Raw genomic sequence first — 15,674 nt, 5'->3', positions numbered from 1 at the left:
ATCCTTCGATTTTGCGCGCCTTATGACATTGCGAAAAGTGTTCACATGAATTAGAACAAATAGTGAACATTAAAATGGATTCGGTGTGTCGTGTATGGGTTTGCTTCGTATGCACAAAGGTTTGACCGGGCAGGGCACGCGTCCTGCCGCGATATCCCATACCCTGTCAGAGACATTTCCCGCCAACCCGACAGACGCCAGTGCCATAGGGTTTGTTTTGTCACAGCTGCCTGCGACCCATGCCCCTGTCTTATGGGTCCAAGACCGGTTGTCGCGCAAAGAGGCAGGGCGGCCTATCTTGGCCGGTATATCTGTCAACCGCCCCATTATCATGGTCGATCTATCGCGTGCGACCGACGTGCTTTGGGCGATGGAGGATGGGTTGCGCTGCCGCGCCTTGGGGGGCGTGATTGGCGAAGTGTGGGGCGATCCGCCCGCACTCGATTTTACCGCGACCAAGCGATTGGCCATGCGCGCCGAGGCTGCCGATGTGCCTTGCTGGTTGATCCGCCGTGCCGCCAGCCCCGATCTGAGCGCCGCGCGCGACCGCTGGCGTATCGCCAGCTTGCCGTCGGCCCCGCACCCCCACGATGCCCAAGCACCGGGTGCTGCGCGTTGGTCGCTCGATTTGTTCCGCTCGCGCCGTACCAAACCGGGCCAATGGGTGGCCACCTATGACGGGGCGGCGGATCGTATCCATCTCACTCCCTCAGTTCGCAATCGAACGCTGGACGCGGGTGATGGAACGGCAGGGCAACGCGCCGCCGGATGATGTGCCTGTCGTGTTGGCACGCGAAGGGCACCACGGCCCGGTGATCCATGCGGCCAACCGAACCGCCCGGATCGAGGGTATTCTGCCCGGATCGCGTGTTGTGGACATGCGTGCAATTTGTCCAGAACTACAGGTGGAATATGCCGATGAGGCGGGGGATCACGCGGCCCTTGATCGCCTTGTGCTTTGGGCGCGTCGTTGGTGTCCTTGGACGGTGCGTGACGGCGATGATGGGATCATTCTGGAGACGACAGGCGCTGATCATCTTTGGGGTGGCGAGGCTGCGATGCTGGTCGAGATGGAAACGCAACTGTCCTTGCTAGGGCTGACCGCGCGACTGGCTGTGGCACCAACATGGGGTGCGGCCTGGGCCTTGGCCCGCTATGGCCCTGTGCGGTCTGTTTGCGGACCTGATGAGGCGTATTTCAAGCTGGGTCCTTTGCTTGTGGCGGGGTTGCGGCTGGATCCGCCAACAGTGCTTGTTTTGCGCCGCTTGGGGCTGAAGACCATTGGTGCAGTGATGGACGTGCCCCGCTTGTCCCTGACCCGGCGTTTTGTGAAGGCGAGGTTGGCGGCCAATCCGGTGATGCGGCTGGATCAGGTCATGGGCAAACTGGCTGAGCCTGTATCGAGTGTGGATGCAAAGCCTGTGATCCGCACGCAGGCGCGATTGGCCGAACCGATCTTTGATCCCACGCCCTATTTGCCGGACTTGTGTGAAGATCTTTGTGCGCAACTCAAACAGGCCGGGCTGGGGTGTCGCCGTCTGCATCTGACGGTCTATAAAACCGATGGTGATGTCAGCCATGTGGATGTGGCGACCTCGGCGGCCACCTGTGATCCAACGCATTTGCACAGCCTGTTTCGCGATAAGATGGAGCGGATCAATCCCGGTTTTGGGTTTGATCTGATTACGCTTGCGGCGGGCGCAGTCGAAGAGATGCAGGAAAAGCAGAACCGTTTGGATGGTGGGTCGGATGATGATCTGCATCTGACCCGACTGGTTGACCGCCTCAGCGCGAAATTCGGCCCGCGTGCCGTCACCCGACCGGTTCTGCGTGAAAGCCATGTGCCTGAACGGGCAGAGACACAGATTGCTGCATTGGCGGACAAGCCTGCGGATACGATGGTTTTGACCAAAGAGCGCCCGTTGCGTCTGCTGGATCACCCAGAAGAAGTGCGTGTCCTTTATGCCGTGCCCGAAGGCCCGCCCGCGCAGTTTGTCTGGCGCAGGCAAACACACCGCGTGGCCCGCTATGCTGGGCCGGAACGGATTGCACCGGAGTGGTGGAAAGATCGCCCCGGCACCCGGCTGCGCGATTATTTTAAGGTTGAGGATCAGACCGGGCGGCGGCTCTGGCTTTACCGCGAAGGGCTGCACGAGGATGGGCGCGGTGGGGACCCGCGCTGGTTTGTGCATGGGATGTTTGCCTGATGCCTGAAATGGACAACCAACGCCCAAGGCGCACGATTGAAGATGATGGGTTCGCACCCAATCCGCGTGCGGCGTTTGTTGAGCTTGGCATCACCACCTGCTTTTCCTTTCTGCGCGGGGCATCGGATGCGGTAGACCTTGCGACGACGGCGCATGCTTTGGGATATGATAAACTCGGCTGTGCGGACCTGAACACAATGGCCGGTGTGGTGCGGCTACATGCAGAGGCGCGCAAGGCCCAGATAACCCCTGTCATCGGCTGCCGTTTGCAGTTGGTGACGGGCGAGGCATTTCTGGCATATCCGCGTGATCGTGTGGCCTATGGGCGGCTGTGTACTTTGCTTTCCAAAGGAAAAATGCATGACGTCGATGGCACATGGCAGGCAAAGGGCGTCTGCGACATTACCTTGGATGATCTGGCAAAACACAGCGCAGGCGTGCAACTGATCGCAATGCCTGGCGAAGATTTGGATCATTTCTCTGCTGGTTTCAGTCGCCTCAAACGGGCCTTGCCGACGCTGAAACATATCGCGGCCAGTTATCTTTATTGCGGGGATGACAGGGCGCGGATCAACCGGCTGGATGCCTTGGCCAAAGCCAATGATATGTGCATTCTGGCAACCAACGATGTACATTATCACGCCCCGGATCGGCGGCCTTTGCAGGATGTGATGACCTGCATCCTGCACAAGACGACAATCCATAAGGCGGGCTTCTTGCTGGACGCTAACGCAGAACGGCACCTGAAATCGCCTGCGCAAATGGTGCAGCTGTTTGCAGAATGGCCTCATGCGATCCGGGCGACGCGTGAGGTCGCAGATGCCTGCAATTTCGACCTGCGCGAACTGGCCTACGAATATCCACAGGAAACCGTGCCAGAGGGGCGCACACCGCAAGAATATCTTGAAGAACTGACGTGGAAGGGCGCCGCATGGCGGTATCCGAAAGGTGTACCGGAGACGCTCAAGGCGACGCTGCGCAAGGAACTTGGGCTGATTGCAAAACTCGATATCGCGCAATATTTTCTGACGATCCACCAGATCGTGAACTACGCCCGCTATGAATGCGAACCGCCAATCTTGTGTCAGGGCAGGGGGTCGGCTGCAAACTCGGCCGTGTGCTATGTCTTGGGGGTAACAGCGGTAGACCCCGACAAGAACGATCTGCTGTTCGAGCGGTTTATCTCTGAGGAACGCAAGGAACCCCCCGATATCGACGTCGATTTTGAACACGAGCGGCGCGAGGAGGTCATTCAGCATATTTATGAAAAATATGGACGCGACCGGGCCGCCCTTTGTGCGACTGTCATCCACTACCGCCCTCGTATGGCTGTGCGTGAGGTGGGTAAGGTCATGGGGCTGTCAGAGGATATCACGACAGCCCTTTCCAAGACCATTTGGGGGTCATGGGGTCGCGAAGTTGGCGAAAAAGAAGCAGCAGAGGCAGGGATTGACCTGCGTGACCCGCTGATGTCGCGCACAATCAAGCTGGCCGATCAGATGATCGGGATGCCCCGCCATTTGGGCCAGCACGTAGGCGGGTTTATCCTGACGGAAAAAGCATTGACCGAAACGGTCCCGATTGGGAACGGGGCGATGCCGGACCGGACATTCATCGAATGGGACAAGGACGACATCGACGAATTGCGCATCCTCAAGGTTGATGTGCTGGCGCTGGGCATGCTGACCTGTATCCGCAAGGCATTCGATCTGATTGATGCGCATTATGGCAAACGGTTCACCCTTGCCAACATCCCGCAAGAAGATCCCATCACCTATGACATGCTCTGCAAAGGCGACAGTTTGGGTGTGTTTCAGGTCGAAAGCCGCGCACAGATGAACATGCTGCCCCGGCTGAAACCGCGTGAGTTCTACGATCTGGTCATTCAAGTCGCCATCGTGCGCCCCGGTCCCATTCAGGGCGATATGGTGCATCCTTACCTGCGCAGGCGCAGCGGGAAAGAGCCTGAAGAATACCCCTCACCGGGTCTCGAATATGACCCTGATGAACTTCGCAAAGTTCTCAAACGCACCAAAGGGGTACCGATATTTCAAGAGCAGGCCATGAAAATTGCAATGGTTGCCGCAGAATTTTCGCCAGATGAGGCCAATCAGCTACGCAAAGCGATGGCAACCTTTCGGTCACGCGGCACAATCGGAGAGTTGGAGGGCAAGATGGTCGGCCGCATGGTCCGGCGCGGCTATGATCCCGAATTTGCGGCACGCTGTTTTAATCAGATCAAAGGTTTTGGCGACTACGGCTTTCCCGAAAGCCATGCCGCCAGTTTCGCGCACCTCGTTTATGTGTCCAGCTGGATCAAATGCCACTACCCTGATGTGTTTTGCGTGGCCCTGCTCAATTCCCAACCGATGGGGTTTTATGCGCCCGCTCAGATCGTCCGCGATGCACGTGAGCACGGCAAGATCGTACGCGGCCCGGATGTGAATTACAGCGATTGGGACAACACACTGGAACCGATCAGCCCCGGTCAGTTCGCCGTGCGCCTTGGGTTGCGTCAAATTGATGGTGTACGACAGGATATGGCGCAGCGGATCATGGATGCGCGCCAGCAACCATTTGCCAATTTTGCCGATCTCAAGAAACGCGCACGATTGGATGCCGGCACTATGCGCAAACTGGCGGCCGCAGACGCCGTGCGGTCAATGACTTTGGACCGCAGGCAGGCGCTTTGGGATGCGCGCGCGCTACGGGACGCGCCTGACCTGCCGCTTTTTGCCCAAGAGAAAGACGAAGGGGCAGAGGTGCGTTTCGATCTGCCACAAATGCCGATCTGCGAACATGTGATTGCGGATTATCAAACGACACGGCTTTCGCTGAAGGCACATCCAATGTCCTTTTTGCGGCGTAGCATGGATAAGCAGGGATATACCCCCGCTCAGATGCTGGATCAGATGCGTAATGGGCAATCAATAAAGCTCGCAGGCATCGTCCTGATCCGCCAACGCCCCGGCAGCGCCAAGGGCGTTTGCTTTATCACGGTCGAGGATGAAACAGGTGTGGCCAATCTGGTGGTCTGGCCAAAAGTGATGGAGGCCTTTCGCAAGGTCATCATGCGCGCAAGGGTCATTGATGTGAAAGGGATCCTCCAACGTGATGCCGATGTCATCCACCTGGTCGCCCACCATCTGAAAGACCGCAGCGATGCGCTGGAACGGTTGTCACATGACCAGATGGAACCGCCCTTGGCGCGCGCCGATGAGGTCAAGAAATCCATTCCCCATGATCCGCGCGGGCGGCATCCGCGCGATGTGCGGGTGATCCCAAAATCACGCGACTTTCATTAGGCTCAGGACTTTCCTTCACGTCAACTCAGGCTAAATCCGCTATAACCAACGATGGAGTGAATAATGCGTCTGATAGCTTTGACCCTCGCGGCTTTTCCAATTGCCGCGCTTGCCGCAGGCGGCGGCAGCGACACGGCCCCCAAACCGTCCGAGACAACAACGCAATGTGCCGAAGGCCTTGTCTGGGACCTCGCGACCCAAAGCTGCATGAGCCCCGAAGACAGCACCAACGATGACAGCGCGCGCTTAAACGATGTCCGTGAGCTGGCATATGCAGGATATTATCAGGCCGCTCTGGACGTATTGGATACGCTTGCCGATCCCGACGCGCCGCTTGCCCTGACATATTATGGCTTTACCCATCGCAAGGCAGGCCGTGTCGCACTCGGCATGAGCTATTACGAAGCTGCCCTCGCGGCAGACCCCGATAACCTGCTGGCGCGGTCCTATATGGGACAGGGGCATGTTGCGTCCGGCGAGATGGTGCTGGCGCAGGCGCAATTGACACAAATCCGCATGCGCGGCGGGCGCGATACATGGGCCGAGGCATCGCTGCTACAGGCAATCAATACCGGCGTCGGATCGAATTACTGACTTGATCTAGCGCAAGGTCCCGGTTTTGGAGGGATGCTAATTTGAGCCTCAACAGCAACCGGAGGATCAAAGATGCAAACCTTAGGGGACGCACGCGCGCACTTTTGGCGGGTCATCAAGATGGCCAAGGCCTGCGATGTCGACCTGTCAACGGCACTGGATGAAGGTCAGATCGATATCACGCAATATACGGATATGATCACCGGATGCCGGGGCTGCGGGCAGGTCGAAAAATGCGATAGATTGCTGCGGAAGATGGCCCATGTAGATCAGGCGCCAGAGTATTGTGTGAACGGCGACACATTTGCACAGCTACAGCGAGGGTAAAGCGCATCCAAAACCCCCAGGCTGGTGTCCTGCGCCCACAACTGCACCTTGAGTAGTTCGGCCCGCAACTCTGCCTTTTTGGCTTCATAGGGGCGACGGGCATCTGGCCAGCGCGGTGCGTGTGCGGGTCGGTTTGGGTTTGGTCACGGTTGCGGCGCCTTACATGTCCTTTTCCTAGCTGGTTGAAGGCAATGGTTACGATTTGGCCCCTATTCTGCATTGGTATGGGTTAAAGGGGTGCGACAGCGCGGCGGTTGATTAATTCGCCCGCTAGGCTAGCTTTGGCATATGTTCATATCGCAGGAGGACATTATGCGTCTCACAGTACTCGCCTTCACCTTGCTGCCCTTGGCTGCACAGGCCCAGAATGCAACAGCGCCCGCCCCGGCAGAGCCGCTGGCGCAATCCCAAAGCTGCCCTGTGGGTACGGCGTGGGATGCGGCGGCTGGGTCTTGTGCGGATGTGACCGAAACCGCGTCGCCCCTCAAAGGGTTGGGCGATCACAGCGGTTGCAACTACGGCGCCGCGCGTGAGGTGACCTCTTAATCTGAGGATCAGCCGCTGCGCGTCATCGAAAATGTACTGAGCGACCGCGGCTCAAAATACGCGGTCGCCGGTGGCCCCGTGGGGTCCGCGGACGAGGCGAAAGCGTTTGTGAAAACGCTGTGCCGAGCCAAGAAATTCGCAAAAGCCACACATAACACATGGGCGGTGCTGCTGCCTGACGGGCCGTTGAAAAACGACGACGGCGAAAGCGGGGCGGGCATGGTCATCCTGCGGATGTTGGAGCGCGAAGGGCTGGAAGGCCACATCATTGTGGTGACACGGTGGTTTGGAGGCACGAAGCTGGGTGGAGATCGGTTCCGGCGGGTGCAGGACGCGGTGCGGGTTTATTTGGATGGGGTGTAGGGTGGGTGAAACCCACGCGAGCAATCTATGCAGAATAGCCCAACGATAGGGCAGCGGCCGACCTGGAGGACGCTGTGAAAGGGTTCTGTTTGGCGAGGCGGGCGCCAAGCATCCTACGCTGTTTTATGTGAATGAGGTTGCAAAAGCGGCCTCCGGGGGAGGTCGGCCGCTGCCCGGCGCGGGCCGGGCGGGCTGTTTGCTAAAACGAAGTTCACTCTGCGCCTTTTAGACTAGGATTAATAGCTAGAGACCGGATCCAGGGCAATTCGCTTGGTTGATCGCCAATCGATCCGATAATTACACGTCCTTGTTCGCGTATATCTAGTTCGAATAAACACACCAGACCTTGCAGCAATTCTTTTGCCTCAACAAGTTCAGCGACGGCTGCTTCGTAGTCTCGGTTCCAAAGCGGCTTTGCGTTGGCGTGCAACCAATTCCCGGTCTTGTTATAGAGACAAGAAAATTTTTTTGATGTCAGCGCAGCGCGCGCTGCAACGCGTAGTGTGCGTTGTTCTTGATCGAAGTCCACGGCAACAGGAAAGTATCGGTCGTTTTGATTGGACAAAAATAACTTAATCTTCTCTCGATCATAACCTGTTCGTTTTCGCTTAGATCGAGAAATTTCAACTCCGACTTCGTGATGCGCTGCCAAGGTCATAAGGATAAGCTCCTCCAACGCTATCCGAACGCCAAAAAAACCATGGCGTAGCCGTGCTTCGGTTAGGTAGGAGAGCTTTCGACTATCTAGGAAGCAGATTGATTCTTCGAGCAGATTCAAGTGAGTTTTCATGTGAGTGAAGTGATAGAGCGCCGTAGCGAATTCAGCTTCTCTTTTATTGTTGGGTGCATTCAATTGCATGGGCTCCGCCCCTCGTTTGGCTTCCCGGAAATGATCCCCCGGATCATTTCCGGGAAGCCAAACAAGCCCACAAATCATACTCCCCCGCCTCTTCAACCTCGACCGTTACAACATCCCCAACGGCCACCCCCTCAACCCCTTCATCAATAAACAAATTCCCATCGATCTCTGGCGCATCCGCCCACGTCCGGCAGGTCGCGATCCCGTCCTCGTCAATGTCGTCCACGATCACCTCAAGTGTGCGTGCGACCTTCGCCTCAAGCTTGGCCGCTGAGATGGCCTGCGCTTTCGCCATGAACCGGTCCCAGCGGTCCTGTTTGATCTCTGCCGCCACATGGTCGGGCAGGGCGTTGCTCCGCGCCCCCGCCACGTTTTCGTATTGAAAGCACCCGACCCGGTCCAATTGCGCCTCATCCAGCCAATCAAGCAAGTGCTGGAACTCGGCCTCCGTCTCGCCCGGGTATCCCACGATGAAGGTCGACCGCAGGGTGATGTCAGGGCACTCAGCCCGCCATGCGGTAATCTCGTCCAGTGTTTTTGCCCCCGCCGCAGGCCGCGCCATGCGTCGCAACACATCGGGGTGGCTGTGTTGAAACGGGATATCCAGATAGGGCAGCACGCCGTTGGTCGGGTCCGCCATGATGGGGATCAGGTCGCGCACATGGGGGTAGGGGTAGACGTAGTGCAGGCGCACCCATGCCCCCAGTTGCCCCAACTCGCGCGTCAGATCGGTGATATGGCTGCGGACCTCACCATCTTTCCACGGGTTCAGATCGTATTTGCGGTCCAGCCCATAGGCGGATGTGTCCTGAGAGATCACCAGCAGTTCCTTGACCCCGGCCTGGACCAGTTTCTCCGCCTCGCGCAGCACGGCATGGGCGGGCCGCGATGCCAGCCGCCCGCGCATATCAGGGATGATGCAGAACTTGCATTTGTGGTTACAGCCCTCGGAAATCTTCAGATAGCTGTAGTGGCGCGGTGTCAGGCTCACGCCAGAGGCAGGCAGCAGATCGATGAACGGGTCGGGCGCGGGTGGCACATTAGCGTGCACGGCATCGAGCACCTGTTCGTATTGATGCGGACCGGTGACAGCGAGGATTTGTGGGTGATGTTCGCGGATATAATCCGGTTCGGCCCCCAGACAGCCCGTGACAATGACCTTGCCGTTTTCCTGTAGCGCCTCACCAATGGCATCAAGGCTTTCGGCTTTGGCACTGTCCAGAAACCCGCAAGTGTTCACGATCACGGCCTCAGCGCCCGCATAGTCGGGGCTGATGGCATAACCTTCGGCGCGCAGGCGGGTCAGAATACGTTCGCTGTCGACCAAAGCCTTGGGGCAGCCAAGGCTGACCATGCCAATCGTCGGCTGACCTTCGCGGGCTGTGCCAGCGAATTTGGCAGCGGGTGCAAGATCAGGGCGAAGGTCTGGCGGATTTTGTGTCATGAGCGGCGTATATCGCGCGATGCGGGTGTTGGAAATGGGCGTTGGTGCATCGGCGCGAGGCGAGTCGCAGATCTTCGATATTGGCAACTCACGACACTACTGTCGCTTCATCTGAGATAGTCATACGAATAAATCAGTATTGTTCCCTAGAGCTGATATGAAAATCCAGAAATGTGACGAAATCTGTCGTCGAGGCTTGTTTGGCGCTTTGTTCAATGTACTGTGATCGTTAACAAATGGTTAATTTCTAACTCTGAACGGTTAAGTGGGGTACACATGAAAAACGTAATTTTAGCCGCCATCACGGCGACATTTGGTTTCGCGGGGGCATCAAGCGCCGCTACACTGACATTCGACGGATATTCACACGGTCACAACCTTGAAACGATTAGCTTGGGTGACGGTGTCACAGCGACAATCACTGCAAATGGTAATTCCAGACGCGCACCGGATCAGGCGTGGATTTTTGACACCTCTTTAACAGGTACAGAAGATCCCGATCTTGAAGGTCCATTCACGGCCGACGGTGTCAACTATGACATCGAAGTCGGGAACGCGCTGATCATTCAGGAACATGACGGCGCTGCTGATGATGATGGGAATGGTGGTTGGATCACATTTACTTTCTCACAAGCGATCAACCTGTTGGGTTTCGATTTTCTTGATGATGAAACCGTCACAGCCAGTGACAACAACGGCAACAGTGCAACCGTTGGGCAACCGACAGGCCGGGCCTTTGACAATTTCATCACAAATTCGGGTTTGCTTGACTGGACAAATGTCACCGTGCTGACATTTGACTTTGGCCACAATTCGGGTGCCATCGACAATCTGGAGTATGAAATTGCCGCCGTGCCACTGCCGGCTTCGATTTTGTTGCTTCTGGCAAGTGTGGGTGCCTTGGGCTTTGCGTCTCGTGGACGCAACACAGCCTGACCCCCAAGGTCAGCCTTGGAAAAATAAAAGGCCGCCCGAGATGGCGGCCTTTTGCTTTGTCAGATTGCTGGTTTACTCAGCGCCGCCGGTCGCGCCGTGATGACATGGGCTGGAACGCCACGCCAACATGGGCTTCGCAGTAGGGCTTGCCCTGCTGCACTGATAGACCACAGAACCAGAAATCATCCGTTGCCGGATCACCGACCGGCCATTTACAGGTTTTTTCTGTGAGATCCATCAAGCTGATACGCTTTGCGGTCTTTTCGACCTCACTGACCTTGGCCAGTGCTTCCGGACTGATCTCATTGGCAGAGGGTTGCGGCGGCAACGGCTGGCCTGCAGGAATAATGGCACGACGCGCGGCAGAGATTGGAATACCGTTCTCATCCAATTCAGGTTCTTCTTTTGGCGGCGTTGATGCCGGTGCTGCCTTGAGTTTTGGCGCTGGTTTCGCCGCTGGTTTTGCTGCCGCTGCAGGCTTTTCCTTGGGCGCAGCCTTTGAGGCAGACCCGCCAGAGCCTGCACGATTGGACAGTCCCAAACGGTGAACTTTGCCGATCACAGCATTGCGCGTAACGCCGCCAAGTTCTTTGGCGATCTGGCTGGCTGACTGGCCTTCGCCCCACATCTTTTTGAGCGTCTCAACGCGCTCGTCTGTCCAGGACATATGAATTCCTTTGGTTTGCTGGCCGGATACCCTGATCAGGCCTCATCATCACGTTTTGTGCATACTAATCATTGCGGCAGGTGATGTGAAGGCGCGGTTGCAGGGTTTTCACCATCTTCTGACGATCTGTCGCCCTTCGGCCAATCCATTCAGGCCTTAACTGCCTACAGACGGGCCATGATTGGCGATGTCGGTATCCCATCAAGGCCGGTGCCATGCTGAGGGCTGGCCATCCGTGCGCAATCGGTTATGTCCATACCTCTGCAAAGGAAGATCGCGATGACCGACACAAATCAGATGGGTGTACGCCGCTTCGGACGGGTGAACTGGTTGGGAACGTGGACGCTGACGCGCCGTGAAATCCGGCGTTTCATGAATGTCTGGTCCCAGACGGTAATGGCCCCTTTGATCAATGCAGGCCTATTCCTGTTGATCTTTACAATTGCCATTGGGTCGAAACGCGGTGACGTCATGGGCGTGCCGTTCATGGTATTTCTTGCACCCGGCATCCTGACCATGACCGTTATCCAGAATGCCTTTGCCAATACGTCCTCCAGCCTTGCGTCTGCCAAAGTGCAGGGAAACATAGTGGATACGCTCATGCCGCCATTGTCAGCGGCGGAATTGGTGGCAGGCTATATTGGGGGTGCCGTTGCGCGTGGGGCGTTGGTTGCCATTGTCATCGCCATTGGCTCGGCGCTTTTCTTGGGGATCGGCATGCAGGCACCTGGGTGGGTCTTGGTGTTTGTCCTTCTTGGGTCGATCCTCATGGGAGGGCTTGGCATGATCGCCGGAATTTTTGCCAATAAATTCGATCAGCTTTCCGCCATCTCAAACTTTCTGGTGACCCCGTTGGCTTTTTTGTCGGGCACGTTTTATTCAATCGAAGCTTTACCACCACTGATGCAAACACTCAGTCATGCGAACCCGTTCTTCTACATTATTGATGGGGTGCGCTTTGGTATGATCGGCGTGAGTGATAGCAGCCCTTGGGTGGGACTGTGCGTCGTAGGTGCGGCGTGCATAGCGGTGCTGGCCGTATGCCTGCGGTGGATGAAAACGGGCTACAGATTGAAAGCCTAAGAAACGTCTCTGATTGGAATGCCGCGCTCGGCCATCACTGGGATCAAAGTGTCGATGTCAGGAAGATCGCCAGAGAAGATCGCTTCTTCATTCCCGTCGCGGTAAACGATCGTTACGTCCGTTTCAAGGCCACCTTCCCTGACACGCAAATGCGCGATGTCGTCCAAGGCAATTGGACGCGGCTTGCGCCAGGCCGAAAGGACAAGGTAGTCGGCATCAATCCGGATACCCGCAGGGGGCTTTCGCACAAAAATAGAGGCGGCCATTACGGCACCGAACGCCCAAACAAGCCGGACCAGGTGGTCCGCACCAAATTGCAGCACGGCGATCAGCATCACAATGACACTGATCAGGGCTAGCCAAATCACACCTTTGCCGGGCGTGCGCCGATACTCATAAACTTCACTCATCAATTTTGCCCTTAGCGCAAAATCATGGCCGGATTTAGACAATTTTATCGGTAATTGAGTTGCGTGCTGCCTTACGTTGCGACACGGCGTTCGCGCCACGCCAGCAAAGACGCCCCGCTGAGGATGATCAACGCGCCTGTCACACTGATCCAGTCGGGCCAAACATCAAAGATCGCCAGATCGTAAATAGCGGCAAAAATCAGCGTTACATAACTGAATGGTGTAATGAAACTGGCATCTGCACGCGCCATAGCATTCACAAAACACGCCTGGGCCGATGCCATCATGAAACCCAGGCCAGCCAATGCACCCCATTGTGGCAATGTGGGCATCGTCCAGACAGGAAGCACTGCAAGCGAAGAAATACAAAGGCCAATGGCATTATTGATGATCAATATCTGTAACGGTGGTTCGCGATTGGCGAGCTTTTTGATGAAAATCAACTCCATCCCCAGCAATACTGCGGCACCCAACGCCAACAAACCAGTCAGTTGAAAGCTCTCGGGCCCCGGTCTGAGAAGAATGAGTGCGCCGACAAGTGCGGTGAAGGCGGCAAACCAGCGCCAGGGTCCAACCCTTTCACCCAACAAAGGAATAGCCAGCAACATGCCAAAAACCGGATTGAGAAAACTGATCGCAGTCGCATCGGCAAGTGGAATAAAGGCGACAGCGGCAAACATCAGCGTCACGCCGCCCCACCCAAAAAGCGAGCGCCCGATATGAACGCTGATGTTTGGTCTGTGGATCGTCGGGCGCAGGACCAAAAAAACCAATGATATCGCGATGAAGGCAAACAGGAACCGCCCATGGCTGATCTGAAGCGGATGCAGTGGCGGCCCAAGCGTGTTGGTCCCCAAAGACTTTGCCAGCAGGGTGGTTGCAGCGATGAACGCGGTTGCGGTCAGCATGAATGCCACTGCAACAGAATGATTGGCCGCACGAAGGGTCATGCCGCATCAGTGGACCGCGCAACAGGGAGTTTCAAGGACAGGTTTTGCTAGGGTCTTGCCCTAGTTTCGCATGTCCAAGACCACCGACCTTGTTGCAGTCATCGGTTGCCTGCCGGAATTTCGACTTCCCATCGTACATCAACTGCGCTACCAACACCGCATGATGACGACAATGACATATGTAAGCCGACGCCGACGCTAATTCGCGCCGCCTTTTGCCACGTCCATCGTAAACCCCTAACATTATTGACACACCTCAATTGGTCCTGCACCAATTCAGCTTATGCTTAAGGAAGATCGCTATGATCGCATCTATTCTGCCGACCTATTCACGTGCCCCCCTGACATTCGTATCAGGCGAGGGATCTTGGTTGACGGAAGCCGACGGGCGACGCTTTCTTGATCTGGGCGCCGGGATCGCCGTGAACGCGCTGGGCCATGCGCATCCGGCCTTGGTTGAGGCGTTGTCAGTGCAGGCCAATGCGCTGTGGCATGTGTCGAACCTGTATAACATTCCCGCGCAACAACAGTTGGCGGATTTGCTGGTCGATCAGACCTTTGCGGACACGGTGTTTTTCACCAATTCCGGCACCGAAGCCTGTGAGCTTGCCGTCAAAATGGCGCGCAAATACTGGTATGACAAAGGTGTAGAAGACCGGACCGAGATCATCACCTTCTCAGGTTCCTTCCACGGCCGGTCCAGTGCTGGTATCGCGGCGGCGGGCTCTGCGAAAATGACCAAAGGCTTTGGGCCGCTACTGCCCGGTTTCACCCATCTGGAATTTGGCGATCACGACGCACTGCAAGCGGCGGTGTCTGACAAGACCGCCGCGATTATGGTCGAACCGGTGCAGGGCGAGGGGGGTATCCGCCCGCTGCCCGACGCATGCCTGAAAGGTCTGCGCGACCTGTGCGACGCACATGGTATCCTGATGATCCTGGACGAAGTGCAATGTGGCATGGGCCGGACAGGCAAGCTCTTTGCCCATGAATGGGCGGGGATCACACCTGACATCATGATGGTCGCCAAAGGCATCGGCGGCGGCTTTCCTTTGGGCGCTGTGCTGGCGACAGAAAACGCAGCTTCTGGAATGACAGCAGGCACGCATGGGTCTACCTATGGGGGCAATCCGCTGGCATGTGCCGTGGGCGCAAAGGTGATGGAGATTGTTGGCGATGATGCGTTCCTGTCCGATGTGAACCGCAAGGCAGGTTTCATGCGGCAAAAGCTCGAAGGGCTGGTTGCGGCGCACCCAGATGTTTTTGAAGGCGTGCGTGGGTCCGGTCTGATGCTGGGCCTAAAATGCAAAGCCACGAACACCGATGTGGTCAACGCAGGCTTTGCCGCAGGCGTGCTGACCGTCCCTGCCGCCGACAACGTGGTACGCCTGCTTCCTGCGTTGAATATCTCTGACGAGGACATCAGCATGGCGGCCGACCGGCTTGACGCTGCGGCGTCCCAAGTGAAGGGGAGCAATGCGTAACTACACGTTTCGTCCTCTGACAGAGGCAGACCTGCCTTTGATGCGCCGCTGGCTTGACACGGCGCATGTCAAAGTCTGGTGGCCTGATGCGGACAAACAAATCGCATTGATGCAACGAGATATGGATAAATCCTTGATTGATATGTGGGTGGTCAGCCTGATCGACCACCCATTCGCTTTTCTTCAGGACCACGACGCACGCGCATTCAACATGCTGCAATATTCCGATTTGCCGCCCGGTACACGCGTGATGTCCACCTTTGTGGGGGACACTAACTTTATGGGGCAGGGGCATTCCGCCGGCTACATTGAGGCCCGCGTCCGTGATCTGCGCCTGAAATATCCTATGGTCGCCGTGGGCCCAAATACCACCGACACCCGGACAATCAGCATCTATCGACAGGCCGGATTTATGAACCGACGACTGGCTTCTACCTCGGACGGACGTCTTGTCCAGGTGATGACCCATCTTTGATTTTCTGGCCGAGCAGGCCCAACA

General features: G+C 56.7%; 16 protein-coding genes. 11 read left to right on the top strand and 5 right to left on the bottom strand.

Annotated features, from left to right (window positions below; translation table 11 throughout):
* Positions 1-94: 94 nt before the first annotated feature.
* The 7 genes from ACZ1G5_RS03830 to ACZ1G5_RS03800 all read left to right on the top strand — a co-directional run bounded on the left by ACZ1G5_RS03830 (position 95) and on the right by ACZ1G5_RS03800 (position 7,342).
* On the top strand, positions 95-772 hold the full coding sequence (locus tag ACZ1G5_RS03830) for an ImuA family protein (RefSeq protein WP_472731595.1): 678 nt from the start codon (positions 95-97) through the stop codon (positions 770-772).
* Positions 741-2,207, top strand: coding sequence for a Y-family DNA polymerase (locus ACZ1G5_RS03825; RefSeq protein WP_472731594.1), 1,467 nt, complete (start codon positions 741-743; stop codon positions 2,205-2,207). Before ACZ1G5_RS03830 ends, ACZ1G5_RS03825 begins: the two co-directional genes overlap by 32 nt.
* Entirely contained in the window at positions 2,207-5,512 is a 3,306-nt protein-coding gene (locus ACZ1G5_RS03820; RefSeq protein ID WP_472731593.1) for an error-prone DNA polymerase, read from the top strand. Before ACZ1G5_RS03825 ends, ACZ1G5_RS03820 begins: the two co-directional genes overlap by 1 nt.
* Positions 5,513-5,575: 63 nt before the next feature.
* Complete coding sequence (locus ACZ1G5_RS03815; RefSeq protein ID WP_472731592.1) at positions 5,576-6,106, top strand: hypothetical protein; 531 nt, start codon at positions 5,576-5,578, stop codon at positions 6,104-6,106.
* A 72-nt stretch (positions 6,107-6,178) separates the two neighbouring features.
* The gene (locus ACZ1G5_RS03810) at positions 6,179-6,433 is read left to right on the top strand and encodes a DUF6455 family protein (protein ID WP_472731591.1); all 255 of its coding nucleotides are present in this window, start codon (positions 6,179-6,181) and stop codon (positions 6,431-6,433) included.
* A gap of 312 nt (positions 6,434-6,745) precedes the next feature.
* On the top strand, positions 6,746-6,979 hold the full coding sequence (locus ACZ1G5_RS03805; RefSeq protein WP_472731590.1) for a hypothetical protein: 234 nt from the start codon (positions 6,746-6,748) through the stop codon (positions 6,977-6,979).
* Positions 6,980-6,994: 15 nt separating this feature from the next.
* The gene (locus ACZ1G5_RS03800; protein ID WP_472734266.1) at positions 6,995-7,342 is read left to right on the top strand and encodes a YigZ family protein; all 348 of its coding nucleotides are present in this window, start codon (positions 6,995-6,997) and stop codon (positions 7,340-7,342) included.
* Positions 7,343-7,553: 211 nt separating this feature from the next.
* Here the strand turns inward: ACZ1G5_RS03800 and ACZ1G5_RS03795 are convergent, their stop codons facing one another.
* Together ACZ1G5_RS03795 and rimO are read right to left on the bottom strand one after the other, a co-directional pair.
* Positions 7,554-8,201: a hypothetical protein gene (locus tag ACZ1G5_RS03795; protein ID WP_472731589.1), complete on the bottom strand. Its 648-nt coding sequence runs from the start codon at positions 8,199-8,201 to the stop codon at positions 7,554-7,556.
* Between the two features lie 43 nt (positions 8,202-8,244).
* Positions 8,245-9,645 carry a 30S ribosomal protein S12 methylthiotransferase RimO gene (gene rimO, locus ACZ1G5_RS03790; RefSeq protein WP_472731588.1) on the bottom strand — a complete coding sequence of 467 codons (1,401 nt, stop codon included), beginning with the start codon at positions 9,643-9,645 and terminating at the stop codon, positions 8,245-8,247.
* Positions 9,646-9,921: 276 nt separating this feature from the next.
* Between rimO and ACZ1G5_RS03785 the strand changes: the two genes are divergently transcribed.
* A complete protein-coding gene (locus tag ACZ1G5_RS03785; protein ID WP_472731587.1) occupies positions 9,922-10,581 on the top strand; it encodes a VPLPA-CTERM sorting domain-containing protein in 660 nt (219 codons plus the stop codon).
* Between the two features lie 76 nt (positions 10,582-10,657).
* Here the strand turns inward: ACZ1G5_RS03785 and ACZ1G5_RS03780 are convergent, their stop codons facing one another.
* Positions 10,658-11,248: a GcrA family cell cycle regulator gene (locus ACZ1G5_RS03780; protein ID WP_472731586.1), complete on the bottom strand. Its 591-nt coding sequence runs from the start codon at positions 11,246-11,248 to the stop codon at positions 10,658-10,660.
* A 279-nt stretch (positions 11,249-11,527) separates the two neighbouring features.
* On the opposite strand from ACZ1G5_RS03780, the gene ACZ1G5_RS03775 reads away from it, so the two are divergent.
* Positions 11,528-12,331 carry an ABC transporter permease gene (locus ACZ1G5_RS03775; RefSeq protein WP_472731585.1) on the top strand — a complete coding sequence of 268 codons (804 nt, stop codon included), beginning with the start codon at positions 11,528-11,530 and terminating at the stop codon, positions 12,329-12,331.
* Here the strand turns inward: ACZ1G5_RS03775 and ACZ1G5_RS03770 are convergent.
* Together ACZ1G5_RS03770 and ACZ1G5_RS03765 are read right to left on the bottom strand one after the other, a co-directional pair.
* The gene (locus tag ACZ1G5_RS03770; RefSeq protein ID WP_472731584.1) at positions 12,328-12,741 is read right to left on the bottom strand and encodes a hypothetical protein; all 414 of its coding nucleotides are present in this window, start codon (positions 12,739-12,741) and stop codon (positions 12,328-12,330) included. The genes ACZ1G5_RS03775 and ACZ1G5_RS03770 overlap by 4 nt on opposite strands.
* A 71-nt stretch (positions 12,742-12,812) precedes the next feature.
* Positions 12,813-13,691, bottom strand: a complete 879-nt coding sequence (locus tag ACZ1G5_RS03765; protein ID WP_472731583.1) for a DMT family transporter — start codon at positions 13,689-13,691, stop codon at positions 12,813-12,815.
* Between the two features lie 302 nt (positions 13,692-13,993).
* Here ACZ1G5_RS03765 and ACZ1G5_RS03760 point away from each other — a divergent pair, with 302 nt between their 5' ends.
* Together ACZ1G5_RS03760 and ACZ1G5_RS03755 are read left to right on the top strand one after the other, a co-directional pair.
* Complete coding sequence (locus tag ACZ1G5_RS03760; RefSeq protein WP_472731582.1) at positions 13,994-15,175, top strand: acetylornithine transaminase; 1,182 nt, start codon at positions 13,994-13,996, stop codon at positions 15,173-15,175.
* Entirely contained in the window at positions 15,168-15,650 is a 483-nt protein-coding gene (locus tag ACZ1G5_RS03755) for a GNAT family N-acetyltransferase (RefSeq protein ID WP_472731581.1), read from the top strand. The genes ACZ1G5_RS03760 and ACZ1G5_RS03755 overlap by 8 nt, the downstream gene beginning before the upstream one ends.
* Positions 15,651-15,674 lie beyond the last annotated feature (24 nt).

It is taken from the genome of Yoonia sp. JB2-21 (genome assembly GCF_055693545.1).
This window is presented reverse-complemented; position numbering and strand designations above follow the sequence as displayed.

What these genes read in the sequence shown, in the direction of transcription:
- ACZ1G5_RS03820 (WP_472731593.1), top strand. Translation starts at nt 2,207, where the DNA reads ATGCCTGAAATGGACAACCAACGCCCAAGGCGCACGATTGAAGATGAT.
- ACZ1G5_RS03795 (WP_472731589.1), bottom strand. Translation starts at nt 8,201, where the DNA reads ATGCAATTGAATGCACCCAACAATAAAAGAGAAGCTGAATTCGCTACG.
- ACZ1G5_RS03760 (WP_472731582.1), top strand. Translation starts at nt 13,994, where the DNA reads ATGATCGCATCTATTCTGCCGACCTATTCACGTGCCCCCCTGACATTC.
- ACZ1G5_RS03810 (WP_472731591.1), top strand. Translation starts at nt 6,179, where the DNA reads ATGCAAACCTTAGGGGACGCACGCGCGCACTTTTGGCGGGTCATCAAG.
- ACZ1G5_RS03815 (WP_472731592.1), top strand. Translation starts at nt 5,576, where the DNA reads ATGCGTCTGATAGCTTTGACCCTCGCGGCTTTTCCAATTGCCGCGCTT.
- ACZ1G5_RS03805 (WP_472731590.1), top strand. Translation starts at nt 6,746, where the DNA reads ATGCGTCTCACAGTACTCGCCTTCACCTTGCTGCCCTTGGCTGCACAG.
- ACZ1G5_RS03755 (WP_472731581.1), top strand. Translation starts at nt 15,168, where the DNA reads ATGCGTAACTACACGTTTCGTCCTCTGACAGAGGCAGACCTGCCTTTG.
- ACZ1G5_RS03770 (WP_472731584.1), bottom strand. Translation starts at nt 12,741, where the DNA reads ATGAGTGAAGTTTATGAGTATCGGCGCACGCCCGGCAAAGGTGTGATT.
- ACZ1G5_RS03785 (WP_472731587.1), top strand. Translation starts at nt 9,922, where the DNA reads ATGAAAAACGTAATTTTAGCCGCCATCACGGCGACATTTGGTTTCGCG.
- ACZ1G5_RS03830 (WP_472731595.1), top strand. Translation starts at nt 95, where the DNA reads ATGGGTTTGCTTCGTATGCACAAAGGTTTGACCGGGCAGGGCACGCGT.
- rimO (WP_472731588.1), bottom strand. Translation starts at nt 9,645, where the DNA reads ATGACACAAAATCCGCCAGACCTTCGCCCTGATCTTGCACCCGCTGCC.
- ACZ1G5_RS03765 (WP_472731583.1), bottom strand. Translation starts at nt 13,691, where the DNA reads ATGACCCTTCGTGCGGCCAATCATTCTGTTGCAGTGGCATTCATGCTG.
- ACZ1G5_RS03825 (WP_472731594.1), top strand. Translation starts at nt 741, where the DNA reads ATGGAACGGCAGGGCAACGCGCCGCCGGATGATGTGCCTGTCGTGTTG.
- ACZ1G5_RS03780 (WP_472731586.1), bottom strand. Translation starts at nt 11,248, where the DNA reads ATGTCCTGGACAGACGAGCGCGTTGAGACGCTCAAAAAGATGTGGGGC.
- ACZ1G5_RS03775 (WP_472731585.1), top strand. Translation starts at nt 11,528, where the DNA reads ATGACCGACACAAATCAGATGGGTGTACGCCGCTTCGGACGGGTGAAC.